Raw genomic sequence first — 18423 nt, 5'->3', positions numbered from 1 at the left:
CCGAAATAATCGCATTGACCGAGCCAACGCCTGACGGATGGGGCCTTTGACGTACTGGCAGATTAATTGCAAAACCGCTGAAAACTACCTATTGAATCGACAGTCTCGTCAGGGTGAAGCGCATGAACATCGTCCGAATGGTTCGTTTGGCCTGCCTGTTCATGCTGCCCGTCCAGGGCGCTTTTGCCGCTACAGCACCAGAGATTGATGTTCCCGCCCCGGAGATACCCACCCTGCAATCACTGCGCGGCATGACCCCGCCCGACCCGTCGGGAACCGAAGGCGGGCGCAAAGTCGACCTGATGACTGACTACGTCCTCAACCGCTCAGCGGCGATCCTGTTGGGCAAGGCGTTGTTCTGGGACATGGAGATCGGCAGCGACGGCTCAACTGCGTGCGCGTCCTGCCACTTTCACGCGGGTGTCGATCACCGGATCACCAATCAGATCAACCCTGGCCAGGCAAACACCAATGCCAACGTCGCCTCGATCTTTAACAAACCGTTTGTCGCCTCCGACATTCCGGGCGACGTCGCTTCCTACTTGACCAAGTCCGGTGGCAAGGGTGGCCCGAACTACACCTTGAAGAAAACCGACTTTCCAACCCATGTGCTGGCCGATCCACTGGATCGAAATTCGCCGATCCTCTATTCGAGTGACGATGTGATCGGCTCCCAAGGTGTGTTCGACGCCAACTTCGTCAAGCCGCATCAACCGCGTTTCGACAAGTGCACACAGCAGCCGGACGGCCTCTTCCAAGTGGGCGGCATCAATGTCCGTCGCAGCACCGGGCGTAACGCGCCGACGGTGATCAACGCCGCGTTCAACGTGCGCAATTTCTGGGATGGCCGGGCGAACAACGTGTTCAACGGCTTCTCACCGTTCGGCAATCGCGATCCCGATGCCGGGATTTTCGTCACCGGCGATCGCGGCGGCGTAGCGACCAAGGTTCGACTGGCGCTCAAGGATGCCTCGGCGGCCTCGCAGGCTGTGGGACCTCCCGGCAGCCCGGTAGAAATGTCCTGCGGCGGGCGCACGTTTGCGGACATCGGCCGGCGCATGCTCGACACGCTGATGCTCAAGCAACAACGAATTTCCTCGACCGATTCGGTGCTGGCCTCCGTTTCCGGTGCGCGCCGGCCCACTTACCGAGAATTGGTCAAGGCTGCGTTCCAGCCGCGTCTGTGGAATGCCACGCAGCAGGTGTTGCTGGGCGATGCGCCGTACACCCAGATCGAAGCCAACTTCCCACTGTTTTTCGGCTTGGCGATCCAGATGTACGAAGCCACCCTGGTCTCGGACCGGGCGCCACTGGATGCCTATTTGCAGGGCGATCATCAGGCAATGAATGCCCAGCAAGTCCAGGGCATGAATCTGTTCCTTGGCAAAGGCAAATGCATCAGTTGCCACGGTGGGGCGGAGCTGACCAACGCCGGCAGCCGCTTGCTGTTCCATCCCCGCGAGCGCATAGAACGTATGTTGATGGCGGATAACCTCACCACGCTCTATGACAACGGCTTCTACAACACCGGCGTGCGGCCGACGTCGGAAGATTTGGCTTTGGGCGGTTCGGACGGGTGGGGCAATCCTTTGTCCTTCACCCGGGAGTACAACACCCTACTGCAAGGCGGGAAGGTGCCTGACCCACTGGATGTCGATGTCTGCACCTTCGAAGCGCCATTGAGTGCGGCGTTGCCTTGCGACGCGACGCTCAAACCCAATGTCGGTTTCCGCGATGCCGTCGATGGCGCCTTTAAGACGCCGACGTTGCGCAACATCGCGTTGACCGGTCCGTACTTCCACAATGGCAGCCGGTCGACGCTCAAACAGGTCATGGAGTTCTACAACCGTGGCGGTGATCGGCGCGGCAAGGATGCGAGCAACACCAGCGGCTTCGAACATCCTTCGGCGAATCAGCACAACGCCTCGAACCTCGATCCCGACATGACTTCGCTGAACCTGACCCCCGAGGAAGTCGATGCGCTGGTGAAATTCATGGAAGTCGGGCTGACCGATCCGCGTGTGGCCTGGGAGCAGGCGCCGTTCGATCATCCGTCGCTGGTCATTCCCCAAGGTCATGTTGGTGATGAGAATGCGGTGACGGCACGGCCTGTCAGTCCGAAGATTTCGACCCGACAGGCGCTCGATGCACCGATCGCGCTTAAGCCTATCGGTGCAGAAGGTCGCGCCGCCACCGAGGGGCCTTTGCAGCCGTTCTACAACGATCTTTGAATGTGTGGGCTGATCCATTTGTGGCGAGGGGCAAGGTCCCTCGTCGCTGCTTTTACCCTGCCGCTAAAAAACCTTAGTAAATCGCTCAGAAAGTCAGCATTTCTGCCGTTAAAGAGACGTTCACGTGATCTGCATCACATTTCGTGTGCTTAATCGTGCGCATTGCAGGCACAATGCCATCAATTGCTATGCCGGGTCGGAGCTTTACCCTTGCCGCGTTCTTCCGCTGTACGTTTCAGTCATTTCTTGCCCTCTCTACTGCTATTGCTCGCTGGGCTTTCGGCTGCGTACATCAAGGATCTCAACGTCTTCTTCACGTCGCTGTTCAACGTGCTGCCAACCCTGGTGCTGTTGCTCGGCGGTGCCTACTGCGCGGTTTACCGACGTCAGCGCGAACTGTTTCTGATGGTCGCGGTGTACATCGCCTACTTCCTGCTCGACACCCAGACCGACTATTACCGTGACAACGGCAAGGTTCGTGAAGACGCTGCAGTGGTTTTCCATCTCTGTTGTTTACTGCTGCCGTTGCTGTTCGGCCTGTTTGCGGCGTGGCAGGAGCGCACTCACCTGTTCCAGGACATGGTGGCGCGCTTCGCCGTGTTGCTCGCATTCGGCAGCGTGGCGCTGGGCATTGAACAAAGTTACCCACAGGCATTGCTCATGTGGCTGTCGGAAATCCGCTGGCCGGCCTTGCATGGCGCCTGGATGAGCCTGATCCAGTTGTCCTACCCGGTGTTCATCGCCTCGTTCTTGCTCCTGGCCTGGCAATACTGGCGCAACCCGAGACCGTTGCACGCCGCGCAATTGGTGGGGCTGCTGGGCTTGTTCTGGATGTTGCCGAAAACGTTCATCCTGCCGTTCACCCTGAACATCATGTGCAGCCAGGTGATGCTGATGATTGCCGCGGCCGTTGCCCACGAAGCCTATCAAATGGCCTTCCGCGACGAACTGACCGGTCTGCCGGGCCGCCGCGCTTTGAACGAGCGCATGCAGCGACTGGGGCGCAATTACGTGCTGGCCATGAGCGACGTCGATCACTTCAAGAAATTCAACGACACCCACGGTCACGATGTCGGCGATCAGGTTCTGCGACTGGTCGCTAGCAAACTGTCCAAGATCAGCGGTGGCGGTAGGGCGTATCGCTACGGTGGCGAGGAATTCGCCCTGGTGTTCGCGGGTAAGACGCTTGAAGAGTGCATGCCGCATCTGGAAGTCATTCGCGAGTCGATCGCGTCCTACAACATTCAATTGCGCAACCCGGACCGCCCTCAGGACGATCAGCAAGGTCGTCAGCGCCGAGCCGGTTCCGGCGCTTCCAGTGTGTCGGTCACGGTCAGCATCGGCGTCGCCGAGCGCCTGGAGCAGCGCACCCCCGAACAAGTGCTCAAGTCTGCGGACGAGGCGCTCTACAGCGCCAAGGGCGCCGGGCGTAACTGCGTGGTGGCATTCGGTCAAAGCCGCCGTGGCGCGGTACGCATGGACGCCGCTGCGGGTTGAGTGATGACGGCGCATTCAGCGTCTGGACTGTGATTGTGAGGCGTGGTTCGCGGCAGTAGGTTTGAGGGATCTGCTGCCGGAGAAACGACCATGCCTGAGTACAAAGCTCCTCTGCGCGACATGCGCTTTCTGATCGACCACGTCTTCGACTTTCACAGCAACTACGCCGCGCTGGGCGCCACCGATGCCAGCCCGGACATGGTCAATGCGATCCTCGAAGAAGGTGCGAAATTCTGTGAGAACGTTCTGGCACCGCTGAATCGAAGCGGTGACGAAGAAGGCTGCCATTTCGACAACGGTGTGGTGACAACGCCTACAGGCTTCAAGCAGGCCTTCGCACAATACGTTGAAGCTGGATGGCATGGTCTGGCGGCTGATCCAACTTACGGCGGCCAGGGTTTGCCGAGCTCGCTGGGCCTGGTCATCAGCGAGATGGTCGGTTCAAGCAACACGTCCTGGGGCATGTACCCCGGTTTGACTCACGGCGCGATGTCGGCGATTCACGCCCATGGCACCGAAGCGCAAAAACAGACCTACCTGAGCAAACTCACCGCCGGCCAATGGACCGGCACCATGTGCCTGACCGAAGCCCATTGCGGCACCGACCTGGGCATCATCAAGACCCGCGCGGTGCCCCAGGCCGACGGCAGTTACGCGATCACCGGCAGCAAGATTTTCATCTCGGCCGGCGAACACGACATGAGCGACAACATCATTCATTTGGTGTTGGCCAAACTGCCAGACGCGCCAGCCGGGACCAAGGGCATTTCGCTGTTCATCGTTCCAAAATTCCTACCCAACGGTGACGGGGAGGCCGGCGAGCGCAATGGCGTTTCCTGCGGTTCCATCGAACACAAAATGGGCATCAAGGCGTCGGCCACTTGCGTGCTCAATTTTGACGAGGCCAAAGGCTTCCTGATCGGCGAAGCGAACAAGGGCCTGAACTGCATGTTCACCATGATGAATCACGCGCGCCTGGGCACCGGTATGCAGGGCTTGTGTCTGGGTGAAGCGAGCTTCCAGGGGGCGATCAAATACGCCAATGACCGCCTGCAAATGCGCTCGCTGACCGGCCCGAAAGCCCCGGAAAAAGCCGCCGACCCAATCATCGTTCACCCCGACGTTCGGCGGATGCTGCTGACGATGAAGGCCTTCAACGAAGGCAACCGGGCGCTGACCTATTTCACCGCGCAATTGCTGGATGTTGCGCACCTGAGTTCGGACGCAACGGCGCGGCAGGAGGCCGAGGACTTGTTGGCGTTCCTCACGCCGATCTGCAAAGCCTTCATGACTGATACTGGCCTGGAGGTGACCAACCACGGTATGCAGGTGTTTGGCGGTCACGGCTTTATCCGCGAGTGGGGCATGGAACAGTTGGTCCGCGACTGCCGGATTGCGCCGATCTACGAGGGCACCAACGGCATTCAGGCGTTGGACTTGCTGGGGCGAAAAGTCCTTGGTAGCCAAGGCAAATTGCTGCGTGGCTTCACTAAAATCGTCCACAAGTTCTGCGCTGCCAACGCCGAGCATCCGCAACTCGGCAGCTTCGTGGCACAGCTCAATGGCTTGAATCAGCAGTGGGGCGAGGTGACCACCAAAGTCGGCATGGCCGCAATGAAAAATCCGGATGAAGTCGGCGCCGCGTCGGTGGATTACCTGATGTACAGCGGGTACATCATCCTCGGGTATTTGTGGTTGCGTATGGCGCTGGTGGCTCAGGCGCAGATCGATGGGGGCAGCGGCGACGCTGATTATTGCCAGGGCAAACTGGCGACCTGTGAGTTCTACTTCAAGCGTCTGCTTCCGCGCACTGCCGCTCATCGGGCGGCGATTGAGGCGGGGAGTGATTGCTTGATGAAGCTGCCGGCGGAGTTGTTTGCGCTTTAATCATTTAAACCCATCACAAAGGAGCCCGCCTTGCTGCGGGCTTTTTTATGACCGGCTAGTCGGTGACTAAAAATTACAAAAGGGTCATGAGCTGACCCTATGTGTCGTAAAAGTTGTTGGGTTACACTCGAATCCAACGAAAGCACAATTCCTACGAATCACCCGTTTAGATCCTGCGAGGTTTGCCATGGCTGACTACAAAGCGCCCCTGCGCGATATGCGCTTCGTCCTCAATGAAGTTTTCGAGGTCGCCAAACTCTGGGCCGAGCTGCCGGCGCTGGCGGATACGGTCGATGCCGAAACCGTCGAAGCCATTCTCGAAGAAGCCGGCAAGGTCACCAGCAAAAGCATCGCGCCTCTGAGCCGTGCGGCTGACGAAGAAGGTTGCCATTGGGCGGACGGTGCCGTCACCACGCCGGCAGGTTTCCCACAGGCTTATCAGACTTATGCTGAAGGCGGTTGGGTCGGTGTCGGTGGCGATCCGGCTTACGGCGGCATGGGCATGCCCAAGGCTGTGTCGGCCCAGGTCGAAGAAATGGTCAACTCCTCCAGCCTGTCGTTCGGTCTGTACCCGATGCTGACGGCTGGCGCCTGCCTGTCGATCAACGCCCACGCCAGCGACGAGCTGAAAGCTGCGTACCTGCCGAACATGTATGCCGGCGTCTGGGCCGGTTCCATGTGCCTGACCGAGCCGCATGCCGGCACCGATCTGGGGATCATTCGCACCAAGGCCGAACCTCAGGCCGATGGCTCCTACAAAGTCAGCGGCACCAAGATCTTCATCACCGGTGGCGAACACGACCTGACCGAAAACATCATTCACTTGGTACTGGCCAAACTGCCGGATGCCCCGGCCGGTCCGAAAGGCATTTCGCTGTTCCTGGTGCCGAAGTTCATGGTCAATGCCGACGGCAGCCTCGGCGCACGCAACCCTGCGAACTGCGGTTCGATCGAACACAAGATGGGCATCCAGGCGTCCGCGACCTGTGTGATGAACTTCGACGAAGCCGTGGGTTACCTGGTTGGCGAGCCGAATAAAGGCCTGGCGGCGATGTTCACCATGATGAACTACGAGCGTCTGGGCGTCGGTATCCAGGGCCTGGCCACCGGCGAGCGCTCTTACCAGAACGCCGTCGAATACGCCCGCGATCGCCTGCAAAGCCGTTCGCCGACCGGCGCGCAAAACAAAGACAAAGTCGCTGACCCGATCATCGTCCACCCCGACGTGCGTCGCATGCTGCTGACCATGAAAGCCTCGAACGAAGGCGGCCGTGCCTTCTCGACGTACGTGGCGATGCAACTGGACACGGCCAAGTTCAGTGAAGACGCCACCACCCGCAAACGCGCGGAAGACTTGGTCGCTCTGCTGACGCCAGTGGCCAAGGCATTCCTGACCGATCTGGGCCTGGAAACCACTGTGCATGGCCAGCAGGTGTTCGGCGGCCACGGTTACATCCGTGAATGGGGCCAGGAACAACTGGTTCGCGACGTGCGAATTACCCAGATCTATGAAGGCACCAACGGCATTCAGGCGCTGGACCTTGTCGGTCGCAAGATCGTTGGCAACGGCGGGGCGTTCTACAACTTGTTCGCCGACGAAATTCGTCACTTCACCGCGACAGCCAGCACTGACCTAGCGGAGTTCACCAAACCGTTGAACGACGCGGTGACCACCCTCGATGAGCTGACTTCGTGGCTGCTGGATCGGGCGAAAAACAACCCGAACGAAATCGGCGCAGCTTCGGTCGAGTATCTGCAAGCATTCGGATACGTTTCCTACGCCTACATGTGGGCATTGATGGCCAAGGCAGCCTTTGGCAAAGAAGCGCAGGACGATTTCTACGCGAGCAAACTCGGCACCGCGCGGTTCTATTTTGCCCGTCTGCTACCGCGGATTCACTCGTTGAGCGCATCGGTGAAGGCCGGCAGCGAGTCGCTGTTCCTGCTGGACGCCTCGCAGTTCTGACCTTGTAACGTCATGTAAGCATTCTCTTACATAACGTACTGCTGTTTTCCCATATGCGCCGATTGGATCCAGAGCTAACCTACTTCACATGGACGTCGCGCAGGAAGCGCAAAGCAACAACATGGACACGTAGGATTCTGCCAGGACGGCGGAGTGAAATGGATGTCAGGGAAACAGTCTGCAAAGCCCCGCTTCGGCGGGGTTTTCTTTTGCCTGTAGAAAAGTGCTCAGGCCATTGTCGTCGAGCCGTTCAAGCGGGCATCGGGCCCATTCAGCACTTCTTCCAGCAATGTCTGCAACAGTGCCAGTGAGGCTTGTTGGCGTTGCACATCTCGACACACCAATCCGACTTTCAGTGGCACGCGCGGCTCCGTCAGGGGTTTCCACAGCAGTTCATGGTTGCCGTGGGCCTTTTGCGAGCGCCCCGGCAGGACTGTGGCCAATCGGGTGTGGGGCAAACTGTCGAGAATCCCTGCCATGTTATTCAGTTCAGCCTGCACTTGGGGCCGTCGTCCCAGGCTGGCCAATTGCGCTTGCCAGATCTGTCGCAGTTGAAACTCTTCGCCCAACAGCAACATCGGCAATTCCGCAGCCTGGCTCATGGAGACTTTCTTGAATTCCCGCAATGGATGATCCGCCGGGATGACGAGGGTCAGTTCATCTTCGTACAGCATCACGCCGTGCAAACCTGGCTGACGGGGTGGCAGGTAGCTGATGCCGATGTCCAGAGAGCCGTTGAGCAAGCGCCGTTCGATCTCCAGGCCGGTCAGCTCATAGATCTGCACCACCAGATGCGGCTGCGCCTTGCGCACCCGTTCGAGCATCTGCGGCACCAGGCTGGTGTGGACGGTCTGCAACACACCGATGGCCAAGGTGCGCAGCGCCTGCCCCTTGAAGTTGCCCAGCGCTTCCCGCGCCCGTTGCAGACCGTCAAGCAGGGGCAGCGCGTGGTTGTACAACGTGTGAGCCGCCAGGGTTGGCAGCAAGCGTTTGCTGCTGCGTTCGAACAGGCTCACATCGAGGTTTTGTTCGAGGTGACGGATCTGTTGCGACAGCGCCGGTTGGGAGATGGAAAGGCGCTCCGCAGCCCGGCCCACATGGCCTTCTTCGTAGACCGCGACGAAATAACGCAGTTGCTTGAAATCCATAAGTAATACTTATCGAAAATGCTTTGAAATCGAAATGGCTCAGCGCCGTGCCTGAGCCTAGTCTAACCGCATTCATAAGGCTTACAGGGCCAGAAAGCGCGATGAATACCGTTTGCAACGATGGTGTTTACATAGGAAAGACTAAAAACCTCCAACGAGGCTTTTTGCGATGAATCTGTTTAGTTTGCGACGCAACCCACCCAGTCTGGATGACCTAGTCATGGACACTTCACTGCCATCTCGCAGTGACAACCTGTCCAGCGAGTGCCTGATGCCCAGTGTCGAGCGGCCACAGCAGATCTTTGTGCGGGGCCAAGGCTCGTGGTTGTGGGACAGCGATGATCGCGCTTATCTGGATTTTACTCAGGGTGGCGGCGCCAACAGCTTGGGGCACAGCCCATCCGTGCTGGTCAACGCAATCTCGGATCAGGCCCAGGCGCTGATCAATCCCGGTTTCGGCCTGTACAACCGCGGCATGCTCAACCTCGCGAAGCGCCTCTGCGCCAGTACCGGCAGTGACCAGGCGTACCTGCTCAACAGTGGCAGCGAAGCCTGTGACGCCGCGATCAAACTGGCCCGCAAATGGGGCCAACTGCATCGTGGCGGCGCTTCGCGGATCATCGTCGCCAACAAAGGGTGCCATGGTCGTAGTCTGGGGACGATGTCGGCGTCGGACAGTTCAAACCTGACCAACCGATTCGAGCCGCAGCTTCCGGGTTTCAACCACGTCCCTTTCAATGACCTTCCTGCGTTGCACGCGGCCGTGGATGCCCAGACCGTGGCGATCATGCTCGAGCCGATCCAGAGCGAAGCCGGGGTGATTGAGGCCGACGAGCATTACCTCAAGGGCGTCGAACGCTTGTGTCGCGAACTGGGCATCCTGCTGATCCTCGACGAAGTCCAAACCGGGATTGGCCGCTGCGGCACTTTGCTCGCGGAACAATCCTACGGCGTGCGGGCCGATATCGTGGTCCTCGGCAAAGGTCTGGGCGGGGGCGTGCCCTTGGCGGCATTGCTGGCCCGGGGCAAGGCCTGCTGTTTCGACATCGGTGAAATGACCGGCACCCATCATGGCAATGCACTGATGACCGCCGCCGGCCTGGCCGTATTCGATAGCGTGCACGACAAAGGCTTTCTCGAGCATGTGCGCAAGACCGGTGAGTACCTTGGCGAAGGCTTGGGGCGCCTGTCTCATCGCTACGGCCATGGCGAGTTGCGCGGACAAGGGCTGCTTTGGGGGCTGACGCTGTCGGACGATTCAGCGGACGCGGTCGTCAAAGCGGCGCTCCACGAAGGCCTGCTGCTCAACGCCCCGCAACCTGATTGCCTGCGCTTCACCCCGGCCTTAAACGTCAGCAAAGCCAACATCGACGAAATGCTCCTGCGCCTGGCCCGCGCGTTTTCCCGAGTGCGCACTGCACAACTGCAGTGCCGCAAAGGGATTGCCGTCTGATCAGACCGGTCCTACACGAATTCCCGAACCGTCTCGCGGTAATAACGCATCGCCCCACGCCTGATTCTTTTGGTGCGGGGCGTTTTTTTGTCTCGGGGATTCATCGAGAGACTGGTATCAGGCCGAGACTCGAACTGAACCCTGACAAATGGCACAGGTCGATTGGTTGTGTGGCTTACACAAGCCAACTTCAAATCAGGAGCTGACCCATGGACTTTATTCGAATCATCATCGCCATTCTGTTGCCGCCCCTGGGTGTGTTTCTGCAAGTCGGTTTCGCCGGGGCGTTCTGGCTGAATATTCTGCTGACGTTGTGCGGTTATATTCCGGGGATCGTGCATGCGGTGTACATCATCGCCAAGCGCTGAAATCGGCTGCGCCAGATAGATCGCTTTCGCGAGCAGGCTCGCTCCCACATTGACCGGGTTCCTACAGGGGAATGCGATGAAAGGTGGGAGCGCGCCTGCTCGCGAAGGACGCACCGCTATTTATGCGCCTGGCTCTGTCTTCAATCCGTCGACGTCATCACCCGCCGATAAAACAACCACTCCTGCTCCAGCGCATGAGCCTGATTCCCCGCCTTGCGAAACCCATGGCGCTCATCAGTGTAGTAGTGGGCTTCGACCAGAATGCCGTTGTCCTCCAGCGCCGTGACCATGTCGCGGGTTTGCTGCGGCACCACCACGGCATCCAGTTCACCTTGAAAGAAAATCACCGGCACGGCGATGTTGCTCGCGTGCAATAGCGGTGTGCGGGCGGCGTAGCGCTCGGCATCTTGCACGGGATCGCCAATCAACCAATCCAGATAGTCGCCTTCAAATTTGTGCGTAGCCCTGGCCAGTGCAACTGGATCGCTCACGCCATACAGGCTGGCCCCTGCGCGAAAGACGTTGTGAAAGGCCAGTGCGCATAGCGTTGTATAACCGCCGGCACTGCCGCCGCGAATGAAGGCCTTATCGCCGTCGATCAGCCCGCGTTCGGTGAGATAGGCGACCACGGCACAGGCATCTTCCACATCCACGTCGCCCCAGCTCAAATGCAGCGCCTGGCGATAAGCCCGGCCGTAGCCGCTGCTGCCACGGTAGTTGAGGTCGGCCACGGCGAAGCCGCGTTGCGCCCAATACTGGATGCGCGGGTCGAGCATCGGGTAGCAGGCCGAGGTCGGGCCGCCATGGATAAACACCACCAGCGGCGGTTTCGCAGCGCCGGTCATCGCTGGGTAGAAGAAGCCATGGGCCTCGCCCGAACCGCTCGGGTAGCGCAGGGTTTGCGGGCGGCTGATCTGCTCGGCGGGCAAGGGTGCAATGCCGCCAGCGAGTACTTTGACTTGTCGGGTGTTGCGGTCGATGGCAATCACCGCCGAAGAACTGATGGGCGATGCAGCGATGCAGTAAATGAACTGTGCATCCAGTGCGAGACTTCGGAAACGGCTGTAGTCCCCGGTGAAATCCTCAGGGGCATCGCCGCAAAGACCCAACCGGCCAAAGCCGTCTTCGGTCCAGCTCGCCAGATAACTGTTTTCGCCAAGCGGTAACCAAGTGCCGCCACCGAGCTGCCACGGCGCCGGTCCATGATCGGCAGCGGCGCTTGCCAGCGAGATCAATCCCTGCGCAGATTCCACCCACGGTTGCCAGTAACCGCCACGATCCGTCAGGCAATACAAGCGACCCGAATCATCGAACCGAGGTTGTTGCAGCGACTCCTCGACACCATTGCCCGCCACACAGCGCGGCTGACCAAAGCCACCCTCGTTCTGGCGTTCGGCAACCATCAAGCGGGTCGCAGTCCACGGCTGATCGGGCCGGCTCCACTCGATCCAGGCCAAACGTCGAGCATCCGGACTCAGCGTCGGCGCGGCGTAAAAGTCCGCGCCCTCGGCCAGTAAATGACGCACGCCGTCCACCAGATCGATGGCTACCAACCGATGCTGATCGCGATGTTCTTCAACCGCCAAGACCTGGCCGTTAGCAAACTGCAGATCGCCATAACGGCACCCACTCGATGTCAGCACCTCAGGCGTCTCGCCCTTCAGCGATTGCCGATACAGCTGCTGGTCTGCCTCGTTGACGAAAACAACCCCGTCATCCGTCAGACAAAACGCCCCACCGCCATATTCATACACCCGACTGCGCACACTAAACCCCGGTGGTGTCAGGCATCGCGCCTGGCCGTCGTGCCAATGCCAGATCCGGCACGCGGCATCCTCGGGACGGTACTCGTTCCAGAACAGGCCATGACGGCCGAGCTGCAACTCGGCGAAGTCGATACCGGCCGCGACGGCCCTGATGGCGCTGAAGGGTTCAGCTTTTGGCGATGAGTCGTGAGTTTCGTTCATTGCGAAAGGCCAGTTGTTCGATGGTTTGGGTCGCGTGCTCGGCTTCTTCGCGGGCCTTGAGAATCACGCCGTGATGTTCCGATTTGCTGCATACCGGGTCGGCATTGCTGGCGTCACCGGTGAGCATGAAAGCCTGGCAGCGACAGCCGCCGAAATCCTTTTCTTTTTCATCGCAGGAGCGGCACGGCTCGGGCATCCAGTCGTAACCGCGAAAGCGGTTGAAGCCGAACGAGTCGTACCAGATGTGCTGCATGCTGTGGTCGCGCACGTTGGGAAACTGTACCGGCATTTGCCGGGCACCGTGACAAGGCAGGGCGGTTCCGTCCGGGGTGACTGTAAGAAAGATGCTGCCCCAGCCGTTCATGCAGGCTTTCGGGCGTTCTTCGTAATAGTCCGGAGTGACGAAAATCAGCTTGCACGGATGCCCTTCGGCTTCCAGTTTCGCGCGGTATTCATTGGTGACGCGTTCGGCACTTACCAGTTGCTCCTTGGTCGGCAATAAGCCGACACGATTGAGCTGCGCCCAACCGTAGAACTGGCAAGTGGCGAGCTCGACGAAGTCCGCTTCAAGGGCGATGCACAGCTCGATAATCCGGTCGATCTTGTCGATGTTGTGCCGATGGGTCACGAAATTCAGCACCATCGGATAGCCGTGGGCTTTCACCGCGCGGGCCATTTCCAGCTTCTGGGCAAAGGCTTTTTTCGAGCCGGCCAACAGGTTGTTCACCTGCTCATCACTGGCTTGAAAACTGATCTGGATATGGTCCAGGCCGGCCTTCTTGAAGTCGCTGATTTTCTGCTCCGTCAGGCCAATGCCGGAGGTAATCAGGTTGGTGTAGAAACCCAATTTGCGCGCCTCGGCGATCAGCTCGGCGAGGTCCTGGCGCACCAGCGGCTCACCGCCGGAGAAACCCAACTGCGCCGCGCCCATCTCCCGCGCTTCGCGAAAGACCTTGATCCACTGCTCGGTGCTGAGTTCTTTGCCCTGCTCGGCAAAATCCAGTGGGTTGGAGCAGTACGGGCATTGCAGCGGGCAGCGGTACGTCAGTTCGGCCAGCAACCACAAGGGCAGGCCGATTTCGGGTTTGGGTGGTAACTTGTCTGACACGGAATCAGGCAAGTTCGATCCAGTGCTGAGCACGGGCGACCTCCATGAATTGCTCGATGTCTTCACCGAGTTCGGGCACGCCGGGGAACTGCGCGTCGAGTGCGGCGATGATGGCCGCGACATCACGTTCGCCGTCGATCAACCCGCCGATCAGCGCGGCGCTTTCATTGAGTTTGATCATGCCTTCCGGGTACAGCAGCACGTGGCCTTTCTGCGCCGGTTCGTACTGGTAACGGTAGCCGGTACGCCAAGATGGGGTCTTGCTGCGATCGAAGCTCATAAGGTGATTCCTTTATGCCAGACCCGTTGTTCGGTCACGCTGTGATACGGCGGGCGATTGAGCTCGTAGGCCATGGTCATGGCATCGAGCATGCTCCAAAGAATGTCCAGTTTGAACTGGAGAATCTCCAGCATGCGCTCCTGGCCTTCCCGCGTCGTGTAGTGCTGCAAGGTGATTGCCAGACCGTGCTCGACGTCGCGCCGCGCCTGACCCAAACGCGTGCGGAAATACTCGTAACCGGTCGGGTCGATCCATGGGTAATGCTGTGGCCAACTATCGAGGCGCGATTGGTGGATTTGCGGCGCGAACAGCTCGGTCAATGAGCTGCTGGCGGCTTCCTGCCAACTGGCCCGACGGGCGAAGTTGACGTAGGCGTCCACGGCGAAACGTACGCCGGGCAGCACCAGCTCCTGGGAGCGCAGTTGATCCGGGTCGAGGCCGACCGCTTGGCCGAGGCGCAGCCACGCTTCAATGCCGCCGTCTTCGCCGGGGGCGCCGTCATGGTCGAGCAGGCGCTGAATCCACTCACGGCGGATCTCGCGATCGGGGCAGTTGGCGAGGATTGCCGCGTCTTTCAGGGGGATGTTCACCTGATAGTAAAAACGGTTGGCAACCCAGCCCTGGATCTGCTCGCGGGTCGCCCTGCCTTCGTACATCGCCACGTGATACGGGTGATAGATGTGGTAATAGGCGCCCTTGGCGCGCAGGGCGGCTTCGAACTCGGTGGGGGACATTGCGGTGTCAGTCATTTCGGTTCTCCGGGTAGGACCGGTGGATTCTTTGGTGTCTGGTCGGACGCCTTCGCGGGCAAGCCTCGCTCCTACAAGGGACAGCGACAAACCTGTAGGAGCGAGGCTTGCCTGCGAAGGGGGCGCTAGCTACAACACAATACTCATACCGTCATAAGCCACTTCAACCTCACGCCGCGCCAGCTCCGCCCGTTCCGGCGAATCCTCATCCAGAATCGGATTGGTGTTATTGATGTGGATAAGCACCTTTCGCTGCTTGGGCAATTGTTCCAGCACTTCCAGCATGCCGCCGGGGCCGTTCTGCGCCAAATGACCCATTTCCCGACCGGTGCGGGTGCCGACGCCACGGCGCTGCATTTCATCGTCGTCCCACATTGTGCCGTCCACCAGCAGGCAATCGCTGCCGGCCATGATCTCCAGCAACGGCGCATCGACCTTGCCCAGGCCCGGCGCGTAAAACAGTTTGCCGCCGGTGCTGAGGTCTTCGACGATCAGGCCGATGTTGTCGCCCGGGTGCGGGTCGAAGCGGTGCGGCGAGTAGGGCGGTGCAGCGCTGCGCAGCGGCAGCGGGGTGAAACGCAGGTTCGGGCAGGCTGGCACCGTGAAACTCTGGTCGAGTTCGATACGGTTCCAGTTCAGCCCACCGTTCCAGTGGGTCAGCATGGTGAACAATGGAAAACCGCTGCTCAGGTCTTCGTGGACCATGTCAGTACACCAGACCTGATGGGGGCAACCTTCGCGCAGGCTGAGCAGGCCGGTGGTGTGGTCGATCTGGCTGTCCATCAGGATGATCGCGCTGATCCCGGTATCACGCAGGGCGCGGCCCGGTTGCATCGGGGCGAAGCTCTGGAGCTGGGCGCGGATGTCCGGCGAGGCATTGCACAGCACCCAGTTCACGCCGTCATCGGAAATCGCGATGGACGATTGGGTACGCGCCTTGGCATTCAGGCTGCCGTCGCGAAAGCCTGCGCAGTTCACGCAGTTGCAATTCCACTGCGGGAAACCACCGCCGGCGGCGGAACCTAGAATCTGGACAAACATGGCTGCTCCATCATTTCAACGCTGAAAATAAAAACGCCCCGGCAGACCGAGGCGTTGCACAACGATACAAACTTAGCGGCTTGCGAAGTACATGGTGACTTCAAAGCCGATACGCAGGTCGGTGTAAGCAGGTTTGGACCAGGACATGGGAGTGCTCCTTTCAGGTGGATGGGACAGTTGAGACCTATACATATAGTCCACCTCCAGCCGGAGATGTTCAGATAGTTAGGTGGCTATGTTACTCAAAATTACCGAGCCGTTGCCCGTGAAACTTTGAGAAAGCTAATTGCAGCGTCGGTAATGATCATTTTGCCGCTTGCCAGGGTGTGCCCGGGCAAGCGGCGTTGGCCAGGCAGCGCCAGCCGCCTTCGGCGTTATTCAGGCGCTGGACGGCGGTGAGCAGTTCTTGTCGGTCGATCTTTAAAATTGCTTCAGGAAGTTGCGTGAGGTAATCCGACGAGTGGCCAGCGAGCTTGGCCTGCCAGAGCAGCTCGGCAGCCTGGGTGTTGGGCAGGGTGGTGCTGTCGTATTGGTCGGCGAGGGTTTGGCGTTGGACGAGATAAGTCGCGTCATCGATGCCGTCGCTCAGTCCGCTCAAGAAGTGTTCGATGTGTTTCAGCAAATCAGCAGCGGCGACATTCGGTGATTGCACACCAAACAGCAGCCCGGTCTGGCCGTTTATCTGACGCAGGCCGCTGAACACCGCGTAACCCAGTTGAAGCTCGACCCGCAGGCGTTGGTAGAACGGGGTCTGGAGCAAGTGTACGAGCAGGCGCCAGGCAGCTTCGTCAGCTAATTCCCGGGTGGCTGTCGGACAGAAGAGCAGCAGCGCGTGTTCGCTGGAGTCAGTGTCGACGGTATTCCACAGGTGCTGAGAGTTGATCGAGGGTGGTGGTATCAGTTGATTGTCCGCAACGCCGGGGATACGACTCAAGGCAACGCCCATGGAGGCTTGGGTCTGGGCGGACAGCCCGGTTGCCAGGCCATCCCAGCGCGCACTCGACCAGAGTTGTTGCAGGTCGGTTGAGATGGCGGTGTGTTCAACGCAATGCTCAGGCAACGCTTTAAGCAGCTGTCGAATCGGCATTAAGGCAGGACTTGTCGGCACTGCTTGTGGGAAACCGGCATCAGGTTCTGTCAGTGCTGTCAGCGCATGTTCGAGGACTTTTGGCATCGGTTCCTGTAGGCCGGTCATTTTCAGCAGCCATTCATTGCCCGATGCGTTGAAGGAAAAATCGACACCGGCCTGACGAGCGTCCTCACGCAACGGCTGAAGGCCGTTTTCCAGGCTCGACTGAAGGCGGCTATCCGGCGCCGAATCCAGACGCCAGCGCAGGTAAATGGCACCTTCATCGGTGTTCCCCGGCAGCGCCTGACTGAACTGCATCGGCGAGCGTTCGCGACGACCGCGCGAGCGATCCTGGGCAAACGTGCGCAGACCACGGTGGGCGCTAGTCTGGCCGCGAATCAGCCCGGCATTGGCAGCGGGTGTCTCGGAACGCAAAAACGGGTTGGGCGCCGGCAGTTGCCAATGGCCAGCGAAGTTATCCACAGCGCCGATGTGCTTCAGGATGTTCTTGAGGGCGGCAACACCTTGTTCGGATAACCCGGTTTCAAGCTGCTCACTGTCCTGCTGGGCCAGTTGCAAGGCGCTGCTGACTTGCTGTTGGCGTTGCAGCAGGGCGGCGTACTCGTCGCGTAATCCGATCCAGTCTTGTTGGGTGGCAAAGAACCCCAGCCAATCCATCAGTTGTTCACGGATTCCCGTCGGCGTTGCACTGGCGGGCAGTTTGAATTCGATGTGCAGCACGGCTTGCCCAGCGAATTGATACAGCTGCGTGGCTTTCAAGTTGTCGGCCAGGCCGCGATGTTGCAACTCGGCCAGCAGGCCACCAGGTTTCGCGGCGTTCAGCCAATGACACAGGAACGTCAACGCTTCAAATGATGAGTTGGGTAGCGTCTCGAAGGTGAACAGCAAGTCCAATCGACGTTCGCCGACCTGTTGATAACTTTTTTCGGAAGAATTCATCAGAGAAGTAGGCGCGTGCTGTAGGACTTTTTTACCCTGAGCAATGACAGCACCGAATTCCTCCGCCATCGCCCTCAGTTCATCAATACTCTGCGGCCCAGCGAGGCTCAGGTTCATCTGCCCGGTCTGATAAAACCGCTGATAAAAGTCTTTCAGCGCGAGCTGAAACTCAGGCACCGGCACCGGCAGGCTGTCGCGATTACCAGCATGAAACGCCCGCAACGGGTGAGACGCCGACAGCCCATCAAACAGAGCCAGTTGCTGTTGCGCCGCAGCATCCTGGGACCAGGCAACAAATTCCGCCTGCAACACCTCCCGCTCCCACAACTGATCGTCCAGATTCATACGCGGGGTAGCGAGCATGTCTGACAGACGCTGCAACCCCCCGGCAAATGCCTGAGGCGGCAATTCAAAAAAGTAGTCCGTGGTGCGTTCACTGGTGCGCGCATTCACCTGACCACCATGACCCTGAACGTAAGCCATCAGCCCTTGCCCGGTAGGAAAGCGCTCGGTACCCAGAAACAACAAGTGCTCAAGAAAGTGCGCCAATCCAGGCCAGGCCAGGGGCACGTCATGACTGCCGGCCGCGACCCGTAACGCCGCCGCACTGCGCTTCAAATCGGGGGCATGACGCAGCGTCACCCGCAGGCCGTTGGCCAGGGTTTCAGTGTGGGGGCGAGGATGATTCAGCGCAGGCAT

Annotated in this window: 14 protein-coding genes; 6 read left to right on the top strand and 8 right to left on the bottom strand. The window is 59.5% G+C overall.

Translation table 11 applies throughout. From position 1 onward, the window contains the following. Positions 1 to 122 precede the first annotated feature (122 nt). From ACA071_RS28890 to ACA071_RS28875, 4 genes are all read left to right on the top strand, one after another. On the top strand, positions 123 to 2231 hold the full coding sequence (locus ACA071_RS28890) for a cytochrome-c peroxidase (protein WP_497642147.1): 2109 nt from the start codon (positions 123 to 125) through the stop codon (positions 2229 to 2231). A gap of 210 nt (positions 2232 to 2441) precedes the next feature. Beyond that, positions 2442 to 3728, top strand: coding sequence for a GGDEF domain-containing protein (locus tag ACA071_RS28885; RefSeq protein WP_497642146.1), 1287 nt, complete (start codon positions 2442 to 2444; stop codon positions 3726 to 3728). A gap of 90 nt (positions 3729 to 3818) precedes the next feature. Continuing rightward, positions 3819 to 5615, top strand: coding sequence for an acyl-CoA dehydrogenase C-terminal domain-containing protein (locus ACA071_RS28880; RefSeq protein ID WP_497642145.1), 1797 nt, complete (start codon positions 3819 to 3821; stop codon positions 5613 to 5615). 187 nt (positions 5616 to 5802) lie between these two features. After that, positions 5803 to 7581 (top strand): acyl-CoA dehydrogenase C-terminal domain-containing protein, encoded by a 1779-nt coding sequence (locus ACA071_RS28875; RefSeq protein WP_497642144.1) that lies wholly within the window; start codon positions 5803 to 5805, stop codon positions 7579 to 7581. A gap of 227 nt (positions 7582 to 7808) precedes the next feature. Here the strand turns inward: ACA071_RS28875 and ACA071_RS28870 are convergent, their stop codons facing one another. Continuing rightward, the gene (locus ACA071_RS28870; RefSeq protein WP_497642143.1) at positions 7809 to 8729 is read right to left on the bottom strand and encodes a LysR family transcriptional regulator; all 921 of its coding nucleotides are present in this window, start codon (positions 8727 to 8729) and stop codon (positions 7809 to 7811) included. 169 nt (positions 8730 to 8898) lie between these two features. Between ACA071_RS28870 and ACA071_RS28865 the strand changes: the two genes are divergently transcribed. Both ACA071_RS28865 and ACA071_RS28860 read left to right on the top strand, forming a co-directional pair. Beyond that, on the top strand, positions 8899 to 10182 hold the full coding sequence (locus ACA071_RS28865) for an aspartate aminotransferase family protein (RefSeq protein ID WP_497642142.1): 1284 nt from the start codon (positions 8899 to 8901) through the stop codon (positions 10180 to 10182). 209 nt (positions 10183 to 10391) lie between these two features. Then, the gene (locus ACA071_RS28860; RefSeq protein ID WP_007904205.1) at positions 10392 to 10550 is read left to right on the top strand and encodes a YqaE/Pmp3 family membrane protein; all 159 of its coding nucleotides are present in this window, start codon (positions 10392 to 10394) and stop codon (positions 10548 to 10550) included. A gap of 140 nt (positions 10551 to 10690) precedes the next feature. Here ACA071_RS28860 and ACA071_RS28855 read toward each other — a convergent pair whose 3' ends face one another. The 7 genes from ACA071_RS28855 to pqqF form a co-directional block, all read right to left on the bottom strand. Then, the gene (locus ACA071_RS28855; protein ID WP_497642141.1) at positions 10691 to 12517 is read right to left on the bottom strand and encodes a S9 family peptidase; all 1827 of its coding nucleotides are present in this window, start codon (positions 12515 to 12517) and stop codon (positions 10691 to 10693) included. Further along, positions 12483 to 13625, bottom strand: coding sequence for a pyrroloquinoline quinone biosynthesis protein PqqE (gene pqqE, locus ACA071_RS28850; protein ID WP_497645398.1), 1143 nt, complete (start codon positions 13623 to 13625; stop codon positions 12483 to 12485). Before pqqE ends, ACA071_RS28855 begins: the two co-directional genes overlap by 35 nt. A 4-nt stretch (positions 13626 to 13629) precedes the next feature. After that, positions 13630 to 13905, bottom strand: coding sequence for a pyrroloquinoline quinone biosynthesis peptide chaperone PqqD (gene pqqD / locus ACA071_RS28845; protein WP_497642140.1), 276 nt, complete (start codon positions 13903 to 13905; stop codon positions 13630 to 13632). Continuing rightward, positions 13902 to 14654 (bottom strand): pyrroloquinoline-quinone synthase PqqC, encoded by a 753-nt coding sequence (pqqC, locus tag ACA071_RS28840; RefSeq protein WP_054044160.1) that lies wholly within the window; start codon positions 14652 to 14654, stop codon positions 13902 to 13904. Before pqqC ends, pqqD begins: the two co-directional genes overlap by 4 nt. A 129-nt stretch (positions 14655 to 14783) precedes the next feature. Further along, the gene (gene pqqB, locus ACA071_RS28835; RefSeq protein WP_497642139.1) at positions 14784 to 15695 is read right to left on the bottom strand and encodes a pyrroloquinoline quinone biosynthesis protein PqqB; all 912 of its coding nucleotides are present in this window, start codon (positions 15693 to 15695) and stop codon (positions 14784 to 14786) included. A 72-nt stretch (positions 15696 to 15767) separates the two neighbouring features. Then, the gene (pqqA, locus tag ACA071_RS28830) at positions 15768 to 15842 is read right to left on the bottom strand and encodes a pyrroloquinoline quinone precursor peptide PqqA (protein ID WP_009045898.1); all 75 of its coding nucleotides are present in this window, start codon (positions 15840 to 15842) and stop codon (positions 15768 to 15770) included. Positions 15843 to 15999: 157 nt separating this feature from the next. Next, positions 16000 to 18423, bottom strand: coding sequence for a pyrroloquinoline quinone biosynthesis protein PqqF (pqqF, locus tag ACA071_RS28825; RefSeq protein WP_497642138.1), 2424 nt, complete (start codon positions 18421 to 18423; stop codon positions 16000 to 16002).

The sequence above is a fragment of the Pseudomonas sp. LBUM1646 genome (assembly GCF_059716165.1).
This window is presented reverse-complemented; position numbering and strand designations above follow the sequence as displayed.

What these genes read in the sequence shown, in the direction of transcription:
- pqqB (WP_497642139.1), bottom strand. Translation starts at nt 15,695, where the DNA reads ATGTTTGTCCAGATTCTAGGTTCCGCCGCCGGCGGTGGTTTCCCGCAG.
- pqqF (WP_497642138.1), bottom strand. Translation starts at nt 18,423, where the DNA reads ATGCCTGCGCTGAATCATCCTCGCCCCCACACTGAAACCCTGGCCAAC.
- pqqC (WP_054044160.1), bottom strand. Translation starts at nt 14,654, where the DNA reads ATGACTGACACCGCAATGTCCCCCACCGAGTTCGAAGCCGCCCTGCGC.
- ACA071_RS28870 (WP_497642143.1), bottom strand. Translation starts at nt 8,729, where the DNA reads ATGGATTTCAAGCAACTGCGTTATTTCGTCGCGGTCTACGAAGAAGGC.
- ACA071_RS28865 (WP_497642142.1), top strand. Translation starts at nt 8,899, where the DNA reads ATGAATCTGTTTAGTTTGCGACGCAACCCACCCAGTCTGGATGACCTA.
- ACA071_RS28855 (WP_497642141.1), bottom strand. Translation starts at nt 12,517, where the DNA reads ATGAACGAAACTCACGACTCATCGCCAAAAGCTGAACCCTTCAGCGCC.
- ACA071_RS28875 (WP_497642144.1), top strand. Translation starts at nt 5,803, where the DNA reads ATGGCTGACTACAAAGCGCCCCTGCGCGATATGCGCTTCGTCCTCAAT.
- ACA071_RS28880 (WP_497642145.1), top strand. Translation starts at nt 3,819, where the DNA reads ATGCCTGAGTACAAAGCTCCTCTGCGCGACATGCGCTTTCTGATCGAC.
- ACA071_RS28890 (WP_497642147.1), top strand. Translation starts at nt 123, where the DNA reads ATGAACATCGTCCGAATGGTTCGTTTGGCCTGCCTGTTCATGCTGCCC.
- ACA071_RS28860 (WP_007904205.1), top strand. Translation starts at nt 10,392, where the DNA reads ATGGACTTTATTCGAATCATCATCGCCATTCTGTTGCCGCCCCTGGGT.
- pqqD (WP_497642140.1), bottom strand. Translation starts at nt 13,905, where the DNA reads ATGAGCTTCGATCGCAGCAAGACCCCATCTTGGCGTACCGGCTACCGT.